A 16,276-nucleotide genomic window follows, 5' to 3' on the forward strand; every position below is an offset into this window, starting at 1 on the left:
TCTGTGCGTGCCCGCCCGCCCGCGCGCGCGTTGTACCTCCTCGTGCGGCCTCCGCACACCACGCCGGTACCGTGAGGGCATGCATCCAGGTCCCCGGTCCGGTCTCGCCGCCGTGAGCGCCGCTCTGCTGGCCATGAGCAGGCACCTGGAGGTGCGCGACGTCCTCAAGACGATCGTCGCCTCCGCCCGTGAACTGCTCGACGCCCAGTACGCGGCCCTCGGCGTCCCCGACGACCACGGGGGCTTCGCCCAGTTCGTCGTCGACGGCGTCAGCGACGCCCAGTGGAAGGCAATCGGCCCGCTGCCCCGCCAGCACGGCATCCTCGCCGCCATGCTGCGCGAGGGCCGCCCGGTCCGGCTGGGCGACGTACGAGAGGACCCCCGCTTCGAGGGCTGGCCGGACGCCCACCCCGAACTCGCCGACTTCCTCGGCCTGCCCGTCCGCGACGGGGACGAGATCATCGGGGCCTTGTTCCTCGCCAACAAGAACTGCCCCAAGCCGCAAGGCGGTTGCGGCTTCACGGCCGAGGACGAGGACTTGCTCGCCATCCTCGCCCAGCACGCCGCCATCGCCCTCACCAACGCCCGCCTCTACGAGCGCAGCCGCGAGCTGACCATCGCCGAGGAACGTTCCCGCCTCGCGCACGAACTCCACGACGCCGTCAGCCAGAAGCTGTTCTCCCTGCGCCTGACCGCCCAAGCGGCCACCGCCCTGGTGGACCGCGACCCCGCCCGCGCCAAGGACGAACTCCACCAGGTCGCCGCCCTCGCCGCCGAGGCGGTCGACGAACTGCGCTCCGCCGTGATCGAGTTGCGCCCTGCCGCCCTGGACGAGGACGGCCTGCTCGCCACCCTGCGCACCCAGATCCAGGTGCTCGACCGCGCCCACACCGCCCGCGTCACCTTCACCGGCCACGGCCTGCGCGCCCTGCCCGCCGCCCAGGAGGAAGCCCTGCTGCGCGTCGCCCAGGAAGCCCTGCACAACGCCCTGCGCCACTCCGGGGCCGAGAACGTGCACGTCGACGTGGAGCGGCGCGGCCGCGGAGCCGTCCTCCGTGTCACCGACGACGGCTGCGGCTTCGACCCCACCGCCGTCCGCCGAGCCGGCCGCCACCTCGGCCTCGTCTCCATGCGGGACCGGGCCGACGGCGCCGGCGGCACGCTCACCGTGGAATCGGCGCCCGGCAAGGGCACCGCGATCGAGATGGAGGTGCCCGGTGGCTGAGCCGATCAGGGTGCTGCTCGTCGACGACCACCAGGTCGTCCGCCGTGGTCTGCGCACCTTCCTGGAGGTGCAGGACGACATCGAGGTGGTCGGCGAGGCAGCCGACGGCGCCGAGGGGGTCGCCCGCGCCGAGGAGCTGCGGCCCGCCGTGATCCTCATGGACGTCCTCATGCCGGGCACCGACGGCATCGACGCCCTGCGCAGACTCCGCGAACTCGGCAACCCCGCCCGCGTACTGATCGTCACCAGCTTCACCGAGCGCCGTACCGTCGTCCCGGCCCTGCGCGCGGGCGCCGCCGGGTACGTCTACAAGGACGTCGACCCCGACGCCCTCGCCGCCGCCATCCGCTCCGTGCACGCCGGGCACATCCTGCTCCAGCCCGAGGTCGCCGACGCCCTCCTCACCCAGGAAGGGGCCAACTCGGGCCAGGGGAGGGGCGGTTCACTCACCGAACGGGAACGCGAGGTGCTCGGCCTCATCGCCGACGGCCGCTCCAACCGGGAGATAGCCCGCGCCCTGGTCCTCTCCGAGAAGACCGTCAAGACGCACGTCTCCAACATCCTGATGAAACTCGACCTCGCCGACCGCACCCAGGCCGCCCTGTGGGCCGTACGTCACGGTGTGAGCGACTGAACCGGGACTCAGCGCCGCTCCCGCTCCTCCACCACCGAGTTGTACGCCGCCACCCGCGCCCGCCGCGCCGTCCGCTCCACCGGGCGCAGCGCCTCGGCGCGGGCCCCCATCTCCGAGGCGCTCACCGCCCCGCCGTGCCCCCGCTCCTGGGCCAGCGAGACCAGCAGCCCCACCCGCCCCGCCAGCTCCAACACCCGTGCCGCGCGCGGCGGATACCCCGGCGCCAGCACCTCCCCGTCCCGCTCGGAGCGCGCCCGGTACGCGTCGATCGCCGCCGCGGCCACCGGCCCCGACCCGGCCACGTCCAGCCGGGAGAGCACCTCCGTCGCGTCCCGCAGCGCCTCCGCCAGCTCCCGCTCCGCCTCACCGAGCGAGGGCACGTCGGCCGGCGGCGCCTCCCGTACCGGGAGCACGTGCCACACCACCTCCACGTGCACATCGCCCGCCGGGCCCGCCTCGGTCACTTCCGGCACCAGCCCGAAGGCGGCCCCCGTGCACACCACCGCCTCCCCGGCGGCCAGCGCCCGCGCGTTGAAGTCCGGCGGACCGCTCAGCCCCAGCGGATGCCCCGGCGCGGGCAGCGCCACCCGCAGCCCGCTCACCCCGAGCGCCCGCAGCCGGCCCAGCGCCAACGTGAGACCCACCACCCCGTTCTCACCCGGCAGCCCGGCCACCCGGTGCACCGCGTCGTCACCGACAGCGGCCAGTACGGCGTCATCGGGCGAGACAAGTCCGGCCAATAGGGCATTTCCCCAAGCGGCGAGGCGTCCTGAACGAGGTTCCGTGAGCATGCCCCCACCCTAAGGACCGGACCGATGGAATGGAGCGGGGCACTCGTGGCGTAGATTTCATATGGGCTGCGCCCATCGGCGCGGCGGACCGAGCCACAGGCGTACGCGACAGCCGAGACCGGCCACACACGCAAGGGGAGACAACGCGCTCATGAGCGATGTTCTGGAGCTTCAGGACGTATCCGTGGTCCGTGAGGGCCGGGCTCTGGTGGACCAGGTCTCCTGGTCGGTCAAGGAGGGCGAGCGCTGGGTCATCCTCGGCCCCAACGGCGCCGGCAAGACCACCCTCCTGAACGTCGCGTCCAGCTACCTCTTCCCCACCAAGGGCACCGCCACCATCCTCGGCGACACCCTCGGCAAGGTCGACGTCTTCGACCTGCGCCCCCGCATCGGCATGGCCGGCATCGCCATGGCGGAGAAGCTCTCCAAGAGCCAGACCGTCCTCCAGACCGTCCTCACCGCCGCCTACGGCATGACCGCCGGCTGGCAGGAGGAGTACGAGGACGTCGACGAGCAGCGCGCCCGCGCCTTCCTCGACCGCCTCGGCATGAGCGACTTCCTCGACCGCCGCTTCGGCACCCTCTCCGAGGGCGAGCGCAAGCGCACCCTGATCGCCCGCGCCCTGATGACCGACCCCGAGCTGCTGCTCCTGGACGAGCCCGCCGCCGGACTCGACCTCGGCGGCCGCGAGGACCTCGTGCGCCGCCTCGGCCGGCTCGCCCGCGACCCCATCGCGCCCTCCATGATCATGGTCACCCACCATGTCGAGGAGATCGCCCCCGGCTTCACCCACGTCCTCATGATCCGCCAGGGCAAGGTGCTCGCCGCCGGACCCATCGAGCTGGAGCTGACCTCCCGCAACCTCTCCCACTGCTTCGGCCTGCCGCTCGTCGTCGAGCAGGCCGGCGAGCGCTGGACCGCGCGCGGCCTCCCGCTGGGCTGACCCGCCCCTTTCCGGCCACCACCGGTCCGCCCGCACCCTGTCGGCGGCCCGGCCCCCGGACCTACCATGACCGGGTGAACGCCATAGACGCATGGGTGTGGTGGCTCGTCGTCGCCGTGGCCCTCGGAATCCCGCTCGTCGTCACCGCCATGCCCGAGTTCGGCATGCTCGCGGTCGGCGCCGTGGTCGCCGCGGGCGCGGCCGGACTCGGCTTCGGCATCGTCGTCCAGGTCCTCGCCTTCGTGATCGTCTCGGTCGCGCTCATCGCGGTGGTCCGTCCCATCGCCGCCCGCCACAGCAGCCGGCGCCCCCATATGCCCACCGGCATCGACGCGTTGAAGGGCAGGCAGGCCGTCGTCCTCGAACGGGTCGACGGCTCCGGCGGACGCGTCAAGCTCGCCGGGGAGATCTGGTCGGCCCGCGCCCTCGACACCGCCCGCGCCTACGACGTCGGCCAGGAGGTGGACGTCGTCGACATCGACGGAGCCACCGCGCTCGTCATCTGACCTCGCACGACTCAACTGAACCGAACAGCACACGACTTGCCGGACGGTCTGTCAGACTCGACCGGCAAGATCCTTCACAGCCACGGCGTCCGCCGCGCGCACCGAAGCGGAGAGGGGATACGGGGAACACGATGGAACCGGTCATCATCGTCCTGGTCATTCTGGTGGTGTTGGTCTTCATCGCCCTGATCAAGACCATCCAGGTCATCCCACAGGCCAGCGCCGCCATCGTCGAGCGCTTCGGCCGCTACACGCGCACCCTGAACGCGGGCCTCAACATCGTCGTCCCGTTCATCGACACCATCCGCAACCGCATCGACCTGCGCGAACAGGTCGTGCCGTTCCCGCCCCAGCCGGTGATCACCCAGGACAACCTGGTGGTCAACATCGACACCGTCATCTACTACCAGGTCACCGACGCCCGTGCCGCCACCTACGAGGTCGCCAGCTACATCCAGGCGATCGAGCAGCTCACCGTCACCACGCTGCGCAACATCATCGGCGGCATGGACCTGGAGCGGACCCTGACCTCCCGCGAGGAGATCAACGCGGCCCTGCGCGGCGTCCTCGACGAGGCGACCGGCAAGTGGGGCATCCGCGTCAACCGCGTCGAGCTGAAGGCCATCGAGCCGCCCACCTCCATCCAGGACTCGATGGAGAAGCAGATGCGCGCCGACCGCGACAAGCGCGCCGCCATCCTCACCGCCGAGGGCACCCGGCAGGCCGCCATCCTCACCGCCGAGGGCGAGAAGCAGTCCCAGATCCTGCGCGCCGAAGGTGAGGCCAAGGCCGCCGCACTCCGCGCCGAGGGCGAGGCCCAGGCCGTGCGCACCGTCTTCGAGGCCATCCACGCGGGCGACCCGGACCAGAAGCTCCTCTCCTACCAGTACCTCCAGATGCTCCCGAAGATCGCCGAGGGCGACGCCAACAAGCTCTGGATCGTCCCCAGCGAGATCGGCGACGCCCTCAAGGGCCTCTCCGGAGCCATGGGCAACTTCGGCAACTTCGGCGGCGGGGGCGGCGGCTCCGTACCCCAGCAGAACAAGGGCACCGGCACCGACCGCCGCGAGCGGCCGACCATCGACTGAGCCCACCCGGCCACGACAAGGGGCCCGCTCTCCCGGCAAGGGAAAGCGGGCCCCACTGTCATGTACGGCCTACGCCGCCGCAGGCGGCGCCAGCCACTCCGGCAGCGCCGCGAAGTCGTCCGACCCCAGCGCCAGCAGCATCGCGTCCGCCGGAGTCGGCTCGAACGGCTGCCGCAGCAACGGCATCCCCGCCTGCTGCGGCGTCCGGTCCGCCTTGCGATGATTGTCCTCCGCGCAGGACGCCACCGTGTTCAGCCAGGAGTCCGCACCCCCCTGTGCCCGCGGCACCACATGGTCCACCGTGCTCGCCGCCCGCCCGCAGTACGCGCAGCGGTGCCGGTCCCGCACCAGCACACCCCGCCTCGACCATGGCGCTTGTCTTCGGAACGGCACCCTTACGTATCTGCACAGCCGGATCACCCTCGGCGCCGGCATGTCCACCAGCGTGCCGCGCATCCGCAGTCCGGCGTGCGCCTGCTCCACCACCGCCTTGTCCTGGAGCACCAGCACGACGGCGCGGTTCACCGTCACCGTCGACAGCGGCTCGAAACTCGCGTTCAGGACCAACGTGCCACGCATCCCGCCCACCTCCCGTGCGCCTGTCCGCACCCCCGGCGGACCTGGATCAACTCTGGACGGACGCATCGAGATGGACAACGAAATAAAAAGCGCCCGCCCCTGATCAATTCCAAGACCAGGGGCGGGCAAACACCGAAGGGGCACTCAGCCCTGCGCGGGAATCTCGTACTCCCCGATGAGCTGGGCACGCGCCAGCGCGTGGAAGCGCAAGTTGAAGCCGACGACCGCCGGAGTGGCGTCGGAGCCGATCCCCAGCTTCTCCTCGTCCACCGCGTACACCGTGAACACGTACCGGTGCGGACCGTCGCCGGGCGGCGGGGCCGCGCCGACGAACCCCGGCGCGCCGTAGTCGTTGCGCGCCTGCACGGCGCCCTTGGGCAGCTCCGCGAAGTCGCCGCTGCCCGCGCCCGTCGGCAGCTCCGTCACCGAGGCCGGGATGTCGAAGACCACCCAGTGCCAGAAACCGCTGCCGGTCGGCGCGTCCGGGTCGAAGCAGGTCACGGCGAAGCTCTTGGTCTCCGCCGGGAAGCCGGACCAGCTCAGCTCCGGAGAGGTGTTCCCCTCCGACTGCACCTGGGCGTCCTTCAGCGTCCCGCCCTCGGTGATGTCCTCGCTCGTCACCGTGAACGACGGCACGGGCGGATGGAAGTCATGGGGGAGCGGCCGCCGCTTGTGCTCGGTCACGTCGATACCTCCTGCTGATCGTTCCGTTCGTGGCTTCCGAGCCTAGGGCCTTTCCTCCGCATCAGGCCGGCACGGGGTGACGGTGCCTTCTGGCCGGCCAGACCCCGCGCCCCCGGCAGGACCGGAGGACAGGCCCTAGAACCAGTTCCGCTTGCTGCCGACCTCGGAGAGCCACTGGTTGAGGTAACCGGCCCAGTCGGTGGTGTGGAAGTCGTGCAGGCCCACCTGGAAGGAGCGGAAGGTGTCCGAGCCCTCGCTGAACAGACCGGGCTTCTTGTCCATCTCCAGCACGACGTCCATCGCGTTCTCGTCGGCCACGAAGCTGACCTCGACCTGGTTCAGACCCCGGTACTGCGACGGCGGGTAGAACTCGATCTCCTGGTAGAAGGGGAGCCGCTGCCGGGTGCCCCGGATGTGGCCGCGCTCCATGTCGGCGTTTTTGAAGCGGAAGCCGAGCTGGATGAAGGCGTCCAGCAGCGCCTTCTGCGCGGGCAGCGGGTGCACGCGGATCGGGTCCAGGTCGGAGGAGTCCACCGCGCGGGCGATCTGCAGCTCGGTCGTCACCCCGATGTGCATCCCGCGCAGCTCCTGCCCGTCGATCACCGTGACGGGGGTCTCCCAGGGGATCTCCAGTCCGAACGGCACCGCGTGCACCGCCCCGGCCTGGAGCTCGAAGGCACCGCCGAGCCGCACCTTGGAGAACTCGACGTCCTGCTTGTACTCCTGGTCGCCGCCCTCCACCTCGACCCGGGCCTGGAGGCCCACGGACAGGCCCTCGATGTTCTGGTTGACCGAGCCGCCCTGAATCCGGACCTCGCCCTGGACGACACCACCGGGCACCACGTTGACCTCGGTCAGCACCGTCTCGACGGAGGCGCCCCCGGCCCCCAGGCTCGCGAGCAGCTTCTTGAACGCCATTGACTCTCCCTTTACGAATGGACCCTCGACCCGTACAAACGCGAATCGGCCGTGACCGGTTCCGCCTGGCCGACGACGCGGCTGCACTACCCTCGGAGGGCATGATCACGCCCCCGGACCGTACGCCACTGCCACGGGAGTTCTTCGACCGTCCCGTACTGGAGGTCGCCCCCGACCTCCTCGGCCGCCTCATCATCCGCACGACCCCCGACGGTCCGATAGCCCTCCGCCTCACGGAGGTGGAGGCGTACGACGGCCCGAACGACCCCGGCTCGCACGCCTACCGCGGCCGCACACCCCGCAACGACGTGATGTTCGGTCCGCCCGGCCATGTGTACGTCTACTTCACCTACGGCATGTGGCACTGCATGAACCTCGTCTGCGGCCCCGAGGGCACGGCGAGCGGTGTGCTGCTCCGCGCCGGCGAGATCGTCGAGGGCGCCGAGCTGACCCGTAAGCGTCGGCTTTCGGCCCGCAACGACAAGGAATTGGCCAAGGGCCCGGCCCGCCTGGCGACCGCGCTGGACGTCGACCGCTCTCTCGACGGCACCGACGCCTGCACCACCGGGGACACCCCGATCCGTGCCCTCACGGGCACGCCCGTCCCGCCCGAGCAGGTACGCAGCGGCCCACGGACCGGAGTGGCCGGCGACGGCGGAGTCCACCCCTGGCGCTTCTGGGTCGCGGACGACCCCACCGTGAGCCCCTACCGGGCCCATGTCCCGCGACGCAGGTCACGTTGACTCGTCCCCGCGAGGTGCGTAATGTAGCCCGAGTCGCTTGAACCGGGTACGGCAATCGCCTGCAGCCGGAAGCGGCCACCCACTACCTAACGACTTCCCCTGGCGGGGATGATTTCGGCGTGCCCGCACGCCTGAATTCGACTCCGCGAGACTCGATTATGAGTAACAGCGGAGATCGGCTAACGTAGTGAATGTCGAAAGGCCGGACGGCGAAAGCCGAAAAGCCCGAGGCAATCCCACTCCGACTGGGAATCAGACGCCGAAAGGATCTGATAGAGTCGGAAACACCGAAGGGAAGCCCGGAGGAAAGCCCGAGAGGGTGAGTACAAAGGAAGCGACCGTTCCTTGAGAACTCAACAGCGTGCCAAAAATCAACGCCAGATATGTTGATAACCCCGTCTCCAGTCACTGACTGGGACGAGGTTCCTTTGAAAAAACACAGCGAGGACGCTGTGAACCATCGGACTATTCCTCCGATGGTTCCGCTCTCGTGTGTGTGCACCGGATTACCGGTAAACATTCACGGAGAGTTTGATCCTGGCTCAGGACGAACGCTGGCGGCGTGCTTAACACATGCAAGTCGAACGATGAACCACTTCGGTGGGGATTAGTGGCGAACGGGTGAGTAACACGTGGGCAATCTGCCCTTCACTCTGGGACAAGCCCTGGAAACGGGGTCTAATACCGGATAACACTGCGGATCGCATGGTCTGCGGTTAAAAGCTCCGGCGGTGAAGGATGAGCCCGCGGCCTATCAGCTTGTTGGTGAGGTAATGGCTCACCAAGGCGACGACGGGTAGCCGGCCTGAGAGGGCGACCGGCCACACTGGGACTGAGACACGGCCCAGACTCCTACGGGAGGCAGCAGTGGGGAATATTGCACAATGGGCGAAAGCCTGATGCAGCGACGCCGCGTGAGGGATGACGGCCTTCGGGTTGTAAACCTCTTTCAGCAGGGAAGAAGCGAAAGTGACGGTACCTGCAGAAGAAGCGCCGGCTAACTACGTGCCAGCAGCCGCGGTAATACGTAGGGCGCAAGCGTTGTCCGGAATTATTGGGCGTAAAGAGCTCGTAGGCGGCTTGTCACGTCGATTGTGAAAGCCCGAGGCTTAACCTCGGGTCTGCAGTCGATACGGGCTAGCTAGAGTGTGGTAGGGGAGATCGGAATTCCTGGTGTAGCGGTGAAATGCGCAGATATCAGGAGGAACACCGGTGGCGAAGGCGGATCTCTGGGCCATTACTGACGCTGAGGAGCGAAAGCGTGGGGAGCGAACAGGATTAGATACCCTGGTAGTCCACGCCGTAAACGGTGGGAACTAGGTGTTGGCGACATTCCACGTCGTCGGTGCCGCAGCTAACGCATTAAGTTCCCCGCCTGGGGAGTACGGCCGCAAGGCTAAAACTCAAAGGAATTGACGGGGGCCCGCACAAGCAGCGGAGCATGTGGCTTAATTCGACGCAACGCGAAGAACCTTACCAAGGCTTGACATACACCGGAAAGCATCAGAGATGGTGCCCCCCTTGTGGTCGGTGTACAGGTGGTGCATGGCTGTCGTCAGCTCGTGTCGTGAGATGTTGGGTTAAGTCCCGCAACGAGCGCAACCCTTGTTCTGTGTTGCCAGCATGCCCTTCGGGGTGATGGGGACTCACAGGAGACTGCCGGGGTCAACTCGGAGGAAGGTGGGGACGACGTCAAGTCATCATGCCCCTTATGTCTTGGGCTGCACACGTGCTACAATGGCAGGTACAATGAGCTGCGAAACCGTGAGGTAGAGCGAATCTCAAAAAGCCTGTCTCAGTTCGGATTGGGGTCTGCAACTCGACCCCATGAAGTCGGAGTTGCTAGTAATCGCAGATCAGCATTGCTGCGGTGAATACGTTCCCGGGCCTTGTACACACCGCCCGTCACGTCACGAAAGTCGGTAACACCCGAAGCCGGTGGCCCAACCCCTTGTGGGAGGGAGCTGTCGAAGGTGGGACTGGCGATTGGGACGAAGTCGTAACAAGGTAGCCGTACCGGAAGGTGCGGCTGGATCACCTCCTTTCTAAGGAGCACTTCTTACCAACCTCGGTTGGGCAGAGGCCAGTACATCGGCGAATGTTCGATGCTGGTTGCTCATGGGTGGAACGTTGATTATTCGGCACACTCACTGCTTTTCTCCTAGTACTGCTTCGGCGTGGAACGGATGAGGGTGGTGGGAGTGTCGGGCACGCTGTTGGGTGTCTGAGGGAATGGTTTTCCTCAGTCGCCGGCCCCAGTGCACTCGGACCGTAAGGGTTCGGGGTGATGGGTGGCTGGTCGTTGTTTGAGAACTGCACAGTGGACGCGAGCATCTGTGGCCAAGTTTTTAAGGGCGCACGGTGGATGCCTTGGCACCAGGAACCGATGAAGGACGTGGGAGGCCACGATAGTCCCCGGGGAGCCGTCAACCAGGCTTTGATCCGGGGGTTTCCGAATGGGGAAACCCGGCAGTCGTCATGGGCTGTCACCCGCTGCTGAACACATAGGCAGTGTGGAGGGAACGAGGGGAAGTGAAACATCTCAGTACCCTCAGGAAGAGAAAACAACCGTGATTCCGGGAGTAGTGGCGAGCGAAACCGGATGAGGCCAAACCGTATACGTGTGAGACCCGGCAGGGGTTGCGTGTGCGGGGTTGTGGGATCTCTCTTCTGTCGTCTGCCGGCGACAGGACGAGTCAGAAACCGTTGATGTAGGCGAAGGACATGCGAAAGGTCCGGCGTAGAGGGTAAGACCCCCGTAGTCGAAACATCAGCGGCTCGTTTGAGAGACACCCAAGTAGCACGGGGCCCGAGAAATCCCGTGTGAATCTGGCGGGACCACCCGCTAAGCCTAAATATTCCCTGGTGACCGATAGCGGATAGTACCGTGAGGGAATGGTGAAAAGTACCGCGGGAGCGGAGTGAAATAGTACCTGAAACCGTGTGCCTACAAGCCGTGGGAGCGTCGCGCATTGAGTTTACTCAGTGCGTCGTGACTGCGTGCCTTTTGAAGAATGAGCCTGCGAGTTTGCGGTGTGTTGCGAGGTTAACCCGTGTGGGGAAGCCGTAGCGAAAGCGAGTCCGAATAGGGCGATTCAGTAGCGCGCTCAAGACCCGAAGCGGAGTGATCTAGCCATGGGCAGGTTGAAGCGGAGGTAAGACTTCGTGGAGGACCGAACCCACCAGGGTTGAAAACCTGGGGGATGACCTGTGGTTAGGGGTGAAAGGCCAATCAAACTCCGTGATAGCTGGTTCTCCCCGAAATGCATTTAGGTGCAGCGTCGTGTGTTTCTTGCCGGAGGTAGAGCACTGGATAGGCGATGGGCCCTACCGGGTTACTGACCTTAGCCAAACTCCGAATGCCGGTAAGTGAGAGCACGGCAGTGAGACTGTGGGGGATAAGCTCCATGGTCGAGAGGGAAACAGCCCAGAGCATCGACTAAGGCCCCTAAGCGTACGCTAAGTGGGAAAGGATGTGGAGTCGCAGAGACAACCAGGAGGTTGGCTTAGAAGCAGCCACCCTTGAAAGAGTGCGTAATAGCTCACTGGTCTAGTGATTCCGCGCCGACAATGTAGCGGGGCTCAAGCGTACCGCCGAAGTCGTGTCATTCATACAATAGGGCCAACGCCTGTATGGATGGGTAGGGGAGCGTCGTGTGCCGGGTGAAGCAGCCGCGGAAGCGAGTTGTGGACGGTTCACGAGTGAGAATGCAGGCATGAGTAGCGATACAAACGTGAGAAACGTTTGCGCCGATTGACTAAGGGTTCCTGGGTCAAGCTGATCTGCCCAGGGTAAGTCGGGACCTAAGGCGAGGCCGACAGGCGTAGTCGATGGATAACCGGTTGATATTCCGGTACCCGCTGTGAAGCGTCAAACATCGAGCATCGTGATGCTAAGGCCGTGAAGCCGTTCCGGACCCTTCGGGGAATGGAAAGTGGTGGAGCCGCCGGCCCAAGCGGTTAGTAGGTGAGTGATGGGGTGACGCAGGAAGGTAGTCCAGCCCAGGCGGTGGTTGTCCTGGGGTAAGGGTGTAGCCCGAGTGGTAGGCAAATCCGCCACTCATCAAGGGTGAGACCTCATGCCGAGCCGATTGTGGTGAAGTGGATGATCCTATGCTGTCGAGAAAAGCCTCTAGCGAGTTTCATGGCGGCCCGTACCCTAAACCGACTCAGGTGGTCAGGTAGAGAATACCGAGGCGTTCGGGTGAACTATGGTTAAGGAACTCGGCAAAATGCCCCCGTAACTTCGGGAGAAGGGGGGCCATCACTGGTGATCCGTTTTACACGGTGAGCTGGGGGTGGCCGCAGAGACCAGCGAGAAGCGACTGTTTACTAAAAACACAGGTCCGTGCGAAGCCGTAAGGCGATGTATACGGACTGACGCCTGCCCGGTGCTGGAACGTTAAGGGGACCGGTTAGTCACAATTCGTTGTGGCGAAGCTGAGAACTTAAGCGCCAGTAAACGGCGGTGGTAACTATAACCATCCTAAGGTAGCGAAATTCCTTGTCGGGTAAGTTCCGACCTGCACGAATGGCGTAACGACTTCTCGACTGTCTCAACCATAGGCCCGGTGAAATTGCACTACGAGTAAAGATGCTCGTTTCGCGCAGCAGGACGGAAAGACCCCGGGACCTTTACTACAGTTTGATATTGGTGTTCGGTTCGGCTTGTGTAGGATAGCTGGGAGACTTTGAAGCATGCACGCCAGTGTGTGTGGAGTCGTCGTTGAAATACCAGTCTGGTCGTGCTGGATGTCTAACCTGGGTCCGTGATCCGGATCAGGGACAGTGTCTGATGGGTAGTTTAACTGGGGCGGTTGCCTCCTAAAGAGTAACGGAGGCGCCCAAAGGTTCCCTCAGCCTGGTTGGCAATCAGGTGTTGAGTGTAAGTGCACAAGGGAGCTTGACTGTGAGACCGACGGGTCGAGCAGGGACGAAAGTCGGGACTAGTGATCCGGCGGTGGCTTGTGGAAGCGCCGTCGCTCAACGGATAAAAGGTACCCCGGGGATAACAGGCTGATCTTCCCCAAGAGTCCATATCGACGGGATGGTTTGGCACCTCGATGTCGGCTCGTCGCATCCTGGGGCTGGAGTCGGTCCCAAGGGTTGGGCTGTTCGCCCATTAAAGCGGTACGCGAGCTGGGTTTAGAACGTCGTGAGACAGTTCGGTCCCTATCCGCTGTGCGCGTAGGAATATTGAGAAGGGCTGTCCCTAGTACGAGAGGACCGGGACGGACGAACCTCTGGTGTGCCAGTTGTCCTGCCAAGGGCATGGCTGGTTGGCTACGTTCGGGAGGGATAACCGCTGAAAGCATCTAAGCGGGAAGCCTGCTTCTAGATGAGTATTCCCACCTCCTTGAGAGGGTAAGGCTCCCAGTAGACGACTGGGTTGATAGGCCAGATATGGAAGCCTGGTAACGGGTGGAGTTGACTGGTACTAATAGGCCGAGGGCTTGTCCTCAGTTGCTCGCGTCCACTGTGTAAGTTCTGAGGCAACGAACAGTTGCCGGTTCAGAGCTGAACTCGAACTCACAAATAAAAAGTGTGCTTGTTCGCTCGAAACCATTAGGGTTTCGGTGGTCATAGCGTGAGGGAAACGCCCGGTTACATATCGAACCCGGAAGCTAAGCCTCACAGCGCCGATGGTACTGCAGGGGGGACCCTGTGGGAGAGTAGGACGCCGCCGAACAATCTTTGGAGGACCCCTGGTCCCAGCGTTCAGCTGGGACCAGGGGTCCTTTTGTTTTTACAATGCTTGTGGTACCCGAAGACAGGAGTCACCCGATGTCCACCAACTCTCCCGACGACCGACCGGAGCGCGACCAGCGGCGACGGGACAGTGGTGACCGCGGTGATCGTGGCGGCTACCGCGGCGGCCCGCGCCCCAACGACCGTGGCGACGACCGCCGTGGTGGCGACCGTCCCTCCTTCCGTCGCGACGACCGCGGCGGTGACCGTGGTGGTGACCGCGGCGACCGTGGCGGTTTCCGCCGCGACGACCGCCCGTCCTTCCGCCGTGACGACGACCGTCGCGGCGACGACCGCGGTGGCTTCCGCCGTGACGACAGCCGCGGTGGCGACCGTGGTGGTTTCCGCGGCCGTGACGACCGTGGTGGCGACCGCCCGTCGTTCCGCCGCGACGACAGCCGTGGCGGGGACCGTCCGTCGTTCCGCCGTGACGAGCGTCCCGGTGGTGACCGGCCGGCGTTCCGTCGTGACGACAGCCGTGGTGACTTCCGCCGTGACGACCGTCGTGGTGACGACCGTGGTGGGTTCCGTGGCCGCGATGACCGTGGTGGCGACCGCCCGTCGTTCCGCCGTGACGACAGCCGTGGCGGTGACCGTCCGGCGTTCCGCCGCGATGACAGCCGTGGTGGCGACCGTCCGTCGTTCCGCCGTGACGAGCGTTCCGGTGGCGACCGTCCGGCGTTCCGCCGTGACGACAGCCGTGGCGACTCCCGCCGCGACGACCGTCGTGGCGATGACCGTGGTGGGTTCCGTGGCCGTGACGACCGTGGCGGCGACCGTGGTGGATTCCGCCGCGACGACCGCTCCGGCGACCGTCCCTCCTTCCGTCGTGACGACGACCGCCGTGGCGGGGACCGTCCGTCCTTCCGCCGTGACGAGCGTCCCGGTGGTGACCGGCCGGCGTTCCGTCGCGATGACAGCCGTGGTGACTTCCGCCGCGACGACCGTCGTGGTGACGACCGTGGTGGGTTCCGTGGCCGCGATGACCGTGGTGGCGACCGCCCGTCGTTCCGCCGCGACGACAGCCGTGGCGGGGACCGTCCGTCCTTCCGCCGTGACGAGCGCTCCGGTGACCGTCCCGCGTTCCGCCGTGACGACGACCGCCGTGGCGACTCCCGCCGCGACGACCGTCGTGATGACCGCCGTGGCGATGACCGTGGTGGGTTCCGGGGCCGGGACGACCGGGGTGGCGACCGTCCCCCCTTCCGCCGTGACGAGCGCTCCGGCGACCGTCCGTCCTTCCGCCGCGACGACAGCCGTGGTGGCGACCGTGGTGGGTTCCGTCGGGACGACCGTGGTGGTGACCGGGGCGGTTTCCGTGGCCGGGACGACCGGGGTGGCGACCGTGGTGGATACCGGGGCCGTGACGACCGTGGCGCCCGGCCGGGCGAGCGCGGTGGGTACCGGGGTCGTGACGACCGGGGTGGCGACCGTGGTGGATACCGGGGCCGTGACGAGCGGGACCGCGACCGCGAGCCGATCAAGCGCCTCCCGATCCCCGACGACGTCACCGGCGACGAGATCGACAAGGACGTCCGCCAGGAGCTGCTGAGCCTTCCGAAGACGCTCGCGGAGGACGTCGCCAGGAACCTGGTGATGGTCGCGCGGCTCATCGACGAGGACCCCGAGGGCGCCTATGGCTACTCCAGGGTGGCCCTGCGTCTGGCGTCCCGTGTGGCCGCCGTGCGCGAGGCCGCCGGCTTCGCCGCCTACGCGACCCAGAAGTACAGCGAGGCCCTGGCCGAGTTCCGTGCCGCCCGCCGGATGACCGGCAACACCGAGCTGTGGCCCGTGATGGCCGACTGCGAGCGTGGGCTCGGGCGTCCGGAGAAGGCGCTGGACATGGCCGGTGCCCCCGAGGTGCAGAAGCTGGACAAGGCCGGCCAGGTCGAGATGCGGCTCGTCGCCGCCGGCGCCCGGCGTGACATGGACCAGCTCGACGCGGCCATCGTCACCCTCCAGAGCGCGGAGCTGGCCTCCAACTCCATCCAGCCCTGGACCGCCCGCCTGCGCTACGCCTACGCGGACGCCCTGTTGGCCGTCGGCCGGGAGAGCGAGGCGCGGGAGTGGTTCGCCAAGGCCGTCGAGGCCGACCGCGACGGCAGCACCGACGCCTCCGACCGGCTCGCCGAGCTGGACGGTGTCGAGTTCGTCGACGCGATGGACGAGGACGACGCCGAGACCCAGTCGGAGACCGTGGTGACGGTCGTGGTGGACGAGAACACCACCACCGACGACGAGGCCGCCGACGAGGCCGACGACGAGATCGTGGACGAGGCCGACGACGAGATCGTGGACGAGGCCGACGACGAGATCGTGGACGAGGCCGCGCCCGAGGCCGTCGAGCCGAAGGCCGCCGAGCCGAAGGCCGCCGAGCCCAAGATCGTCGAGATCAAGGACTCCACCGAGGACTGATC

At 66.4% G+C, this 16,276-nt stretch carries 12 protein-coding genes and 3 rRNA genes; 11 read left to right on the forward strand and 4 right to left on the reverse strand.

The window, feature by feature from the left end:
• The first annotated feature begins 79 nt into the window (after positions 1–79).
• Positions 80–1,225: a GAF domain-containing sensor histidine kinase gene (locus tag OG448_RS23880; protein WP_405556735.1), complete on the forward strand. Its 1,146-nt coding sequence runs from the start codon at positions 80–82 to the stop codon at positions 1,223–1,225.
• A complete protein-coding gene (locus OG448_RS23885; protein ID WP_405556737.1) occupies positions 1,218–1,859 on the forward strand; it encodes a response regulator in 642 nt (213 codons plus the stop codon). The genes OG448_RS23880 and OG448_RS23885 overlap by 8 nt, the downstream gene beginning before the upstream one ends.
• A gap of 8 nt (positions 1,860–1,867) precedes the next feature.
• Here OG448_RS23885 and OG448_RS23890 read toward each other — a convergent pair whose 3' ends face one another.
• Positions 1,868–2,650, reverse strand: coding sequence for a hypothetical protein (locus OG448_RS23890; RefSeq protein WP_405556739.1), 783 nt, complete (start codon positions 2,648–2,650; stop codon positions 1,868–1,870).
• Between the two features lie 151 nt (positions 2,651–2,801).
• Between OG448_RS23890 and OG448_RS23895 the strand changes: the two genes are divergently transcribed.
• The 3 genes from OG448_RS23895 to OG448_RS23905 all read left to right on the forward strand — a co-directional run bounded on the left by OG448_RS23895 (position 2,802) and on the right by OG448_RS23905 (position 5,187).
• Positions 2,802–3,593 (forward strand): ABC transporter ATP-binding protein, encoded by a 792-nt coding sequence (locus OG448_RS23895; RefSeq protein WP_405556741.1) that lies wholly within the window; start codon positions 2,802–2,804, stop codon positions 3,591–3,593.
• A 74-nt stretch (positions 3,594–3,667) separates the two neighbouring features.
• Positions 3,668–4,099, forward strand: coding sequence for an NfeD family protein (locus OG448_RS23900; protein WP_405556743.1), 432 nt, complete (start codon positions 3,668–3,670; stop codon positions 4,097–4,099).
• Positions 4,100–4,230: 131 nt separating this feature from the next.
• Entirely contained in the window at positions 4,231–5,187 is a 957-nt protein-coding gene (locus OG448_RS23905) for an SPFH domain-containing protein (RefSeq protein WP_405556745.1), read from the forward strand.
• A 69-nt stretch (positions 5,188–5,256) separates the two neighbouring features.
• On the opposite strand, the gene OG448_RS23910 is transcribed toward OG448_RS23905, so the two are convergent.
• The 3 genes from OG448_RS23910 to OG448_RS23920 all read right to left on the reverse strand — a co-directional run bounded on the left by OG448_RS23910 (position 5,257) and on the right by OG448_RS23920 (position 7,368).
• Positions 5,257–5,766 carry an HNH endonuclease gene (locus OG448_RS23910; RefSeq protein ID WP_030815658.1) on the reverse strand — a complete coding sequence of 170 codons (510 nt, stop codon included), beginning with the start codon at positions 5,764–5,766 and terminating at the stop codon, positions 5,257–5,259.
• 144 nt (positions 5,767–5,910) lie between these two features.
• The gene (locus OG448_RS23915) at positions 5,911–6,450 is read right to left on the reverse strand and encodes a YbhB/YbcL family Raf kinase inhibitor-like protein (protein ID WP_405556747.1); all 540 of its coding nucleotides are present in this window, start codon (positions 6,448–6,450) and stop codon (positions 5,911–5,913) included.
• A gap of 135 nt (positions 6,451–6,585) precedes the next feature.
• Positions 6,586–7,368 carry a sporulation protein gene (locus OG448_RS23920; protein WP_405556749.1) on the reverse strand — a complete coding sequence of 261 codons (783 nt, stop codon included), beginning with the start codon at positions 7,366–7,368 and terminating at the stop codon, positions 6,586–6,588.
• A 101-nt stretch (positions 7,369–7,469) separates the two neighbouring features.
• Between OG448_RS23920 and OG448_RS23925 the strand changes: the two genes are divergently transcribed.
• The 6 genes from OG448_RS23925 (at position 7,470) to OG448_RS23950 (ending at position 16,274) form a co-directional block, all read left to right on the forward strand.
• Positions 7,470–8,111 (forward strand): DNA-3-methyladenine glycosylase, encoded by a 642-nt coding sequence (locus tag OG448_RS23925; RefSeq protein ID WP_405556751.1) that lies wholly within the window; start codon positions 7,470–7,472, stop codon positions 8,109–8,111.
• A gap of 519 nt (positions 8,112–8,630) precedes the next feature.
• A 16S ribosomal RNA gene (locus OG448_RS23930) occupies positions 8,631–10,156 on the forward strand.
• Between the two features lie 293 nt (positions 10,157–10,449).
• Positions 10,450–13,572 (forward strand): 23S ribosomal RNA (locus tag OG448_RS23935).
• Positions 13,573–13,683: 111 nt separating this feature from the next.
• A 5S ribosomal RNA gene (gene rrf / locus OG448_RS23940) occupies positions 13,684–13,800 on the forward strand.
• Together the 16S, 23S and 5S rRNA genes form the textbook arrangement of a ribosomal RNA operon.
• A 162-nt stretch (positions 13,801–13,962) precedes the next feature.
• Positions 13,963–15,411: a hypothetical protein gene (locus OG448_RS23945; RefSeq protein ID WP_405559064.1), complete on the forward strand. Its 1,449-nt coding sequence runs from the start codon at positions 13,963–13,965 to the stop codon at positions 15,409–15,411.
• The gene (locus tag OG448_RS23950) at positions 15,339–16,274 is read left to right on the forward strand and encodes a hypothetical protein (protein ID WP_405558913.1); all 936 of its coding nucleotides are present in this window, start codon (positions 15,339–15,341) and stop codon (positions 16,272–16,274) included. Before OG448_RS23945 ends, OG448_RS23950 begins: the two co-directional genes overlap by 73 nt.
• The last annotated feature ends 2 nt before the right edge of the window (positions 16,275–16,276 follow it).

The sequence above is a fragment of the Streptomyces sp. NBC_01171 genome, from assembly GCF_045039805.1.
Taxonomy (GTDB): Bacteria; Actinomycetota; Actinomycetes; order Streptomycetales; family Streptomycetaceae; genus Streptomyces.

Excerpts from the sequence above, each read along its gene's own strand:
- OG448_RS23880 (WP_405556735.1), top strand. The coding sequence starts at position 80 with ATGCATCCAGGTCCCCGGTCCGGTCTCGCCGCCGTGAGCGCCGCTCTG.
- OG448_RS23895 (WP_405556741.1), top strand. The coding sequence starts at position 2,802 with ATGAGCGATGTTCTGGAGCTTCAGGACGTATCCGTGGTCCGTGAGGGC.
- OG448_RS23925 (WP_405556751.1), top strand. The coding sequence starts at position 7,470 with ATGATCACGCCCCCGGACCGTACGCCACTGCCACGGGAGTTCTTCGAC.
- OG448_RS23920 (WP_405556749.1), bottom strand. The coding sequence starts at position 7,368 with ATGGCGTTCAAGAAGCTGCTCGCGAGCCTGGGGGCCGGGGGCGCCTCC.
- OG448_RS23910 (WP_030815658.1), bottom strand. The coding sequence starts at position 5,766 with ATGCGTGGCACGTTGGTCCTGAACGCGAGTTTCGAGCCGCTGTCGACG.
- OG448_RS23890 (WP_405556739.1), bottom strand. The coding sequence starts at position 2,650 with ATGCTCACGGAACCTCGTTCAGGACGCCTCGCCGCTTGGGGAAATGCC.
- OG448_RS23905 (WP_405556745.1), top strand. The coding sequence starts at position 4,231 with ATGGAACCGGTCATCATCGTCCTGGTCATTCTGGTGGTGTTGGTCTTC.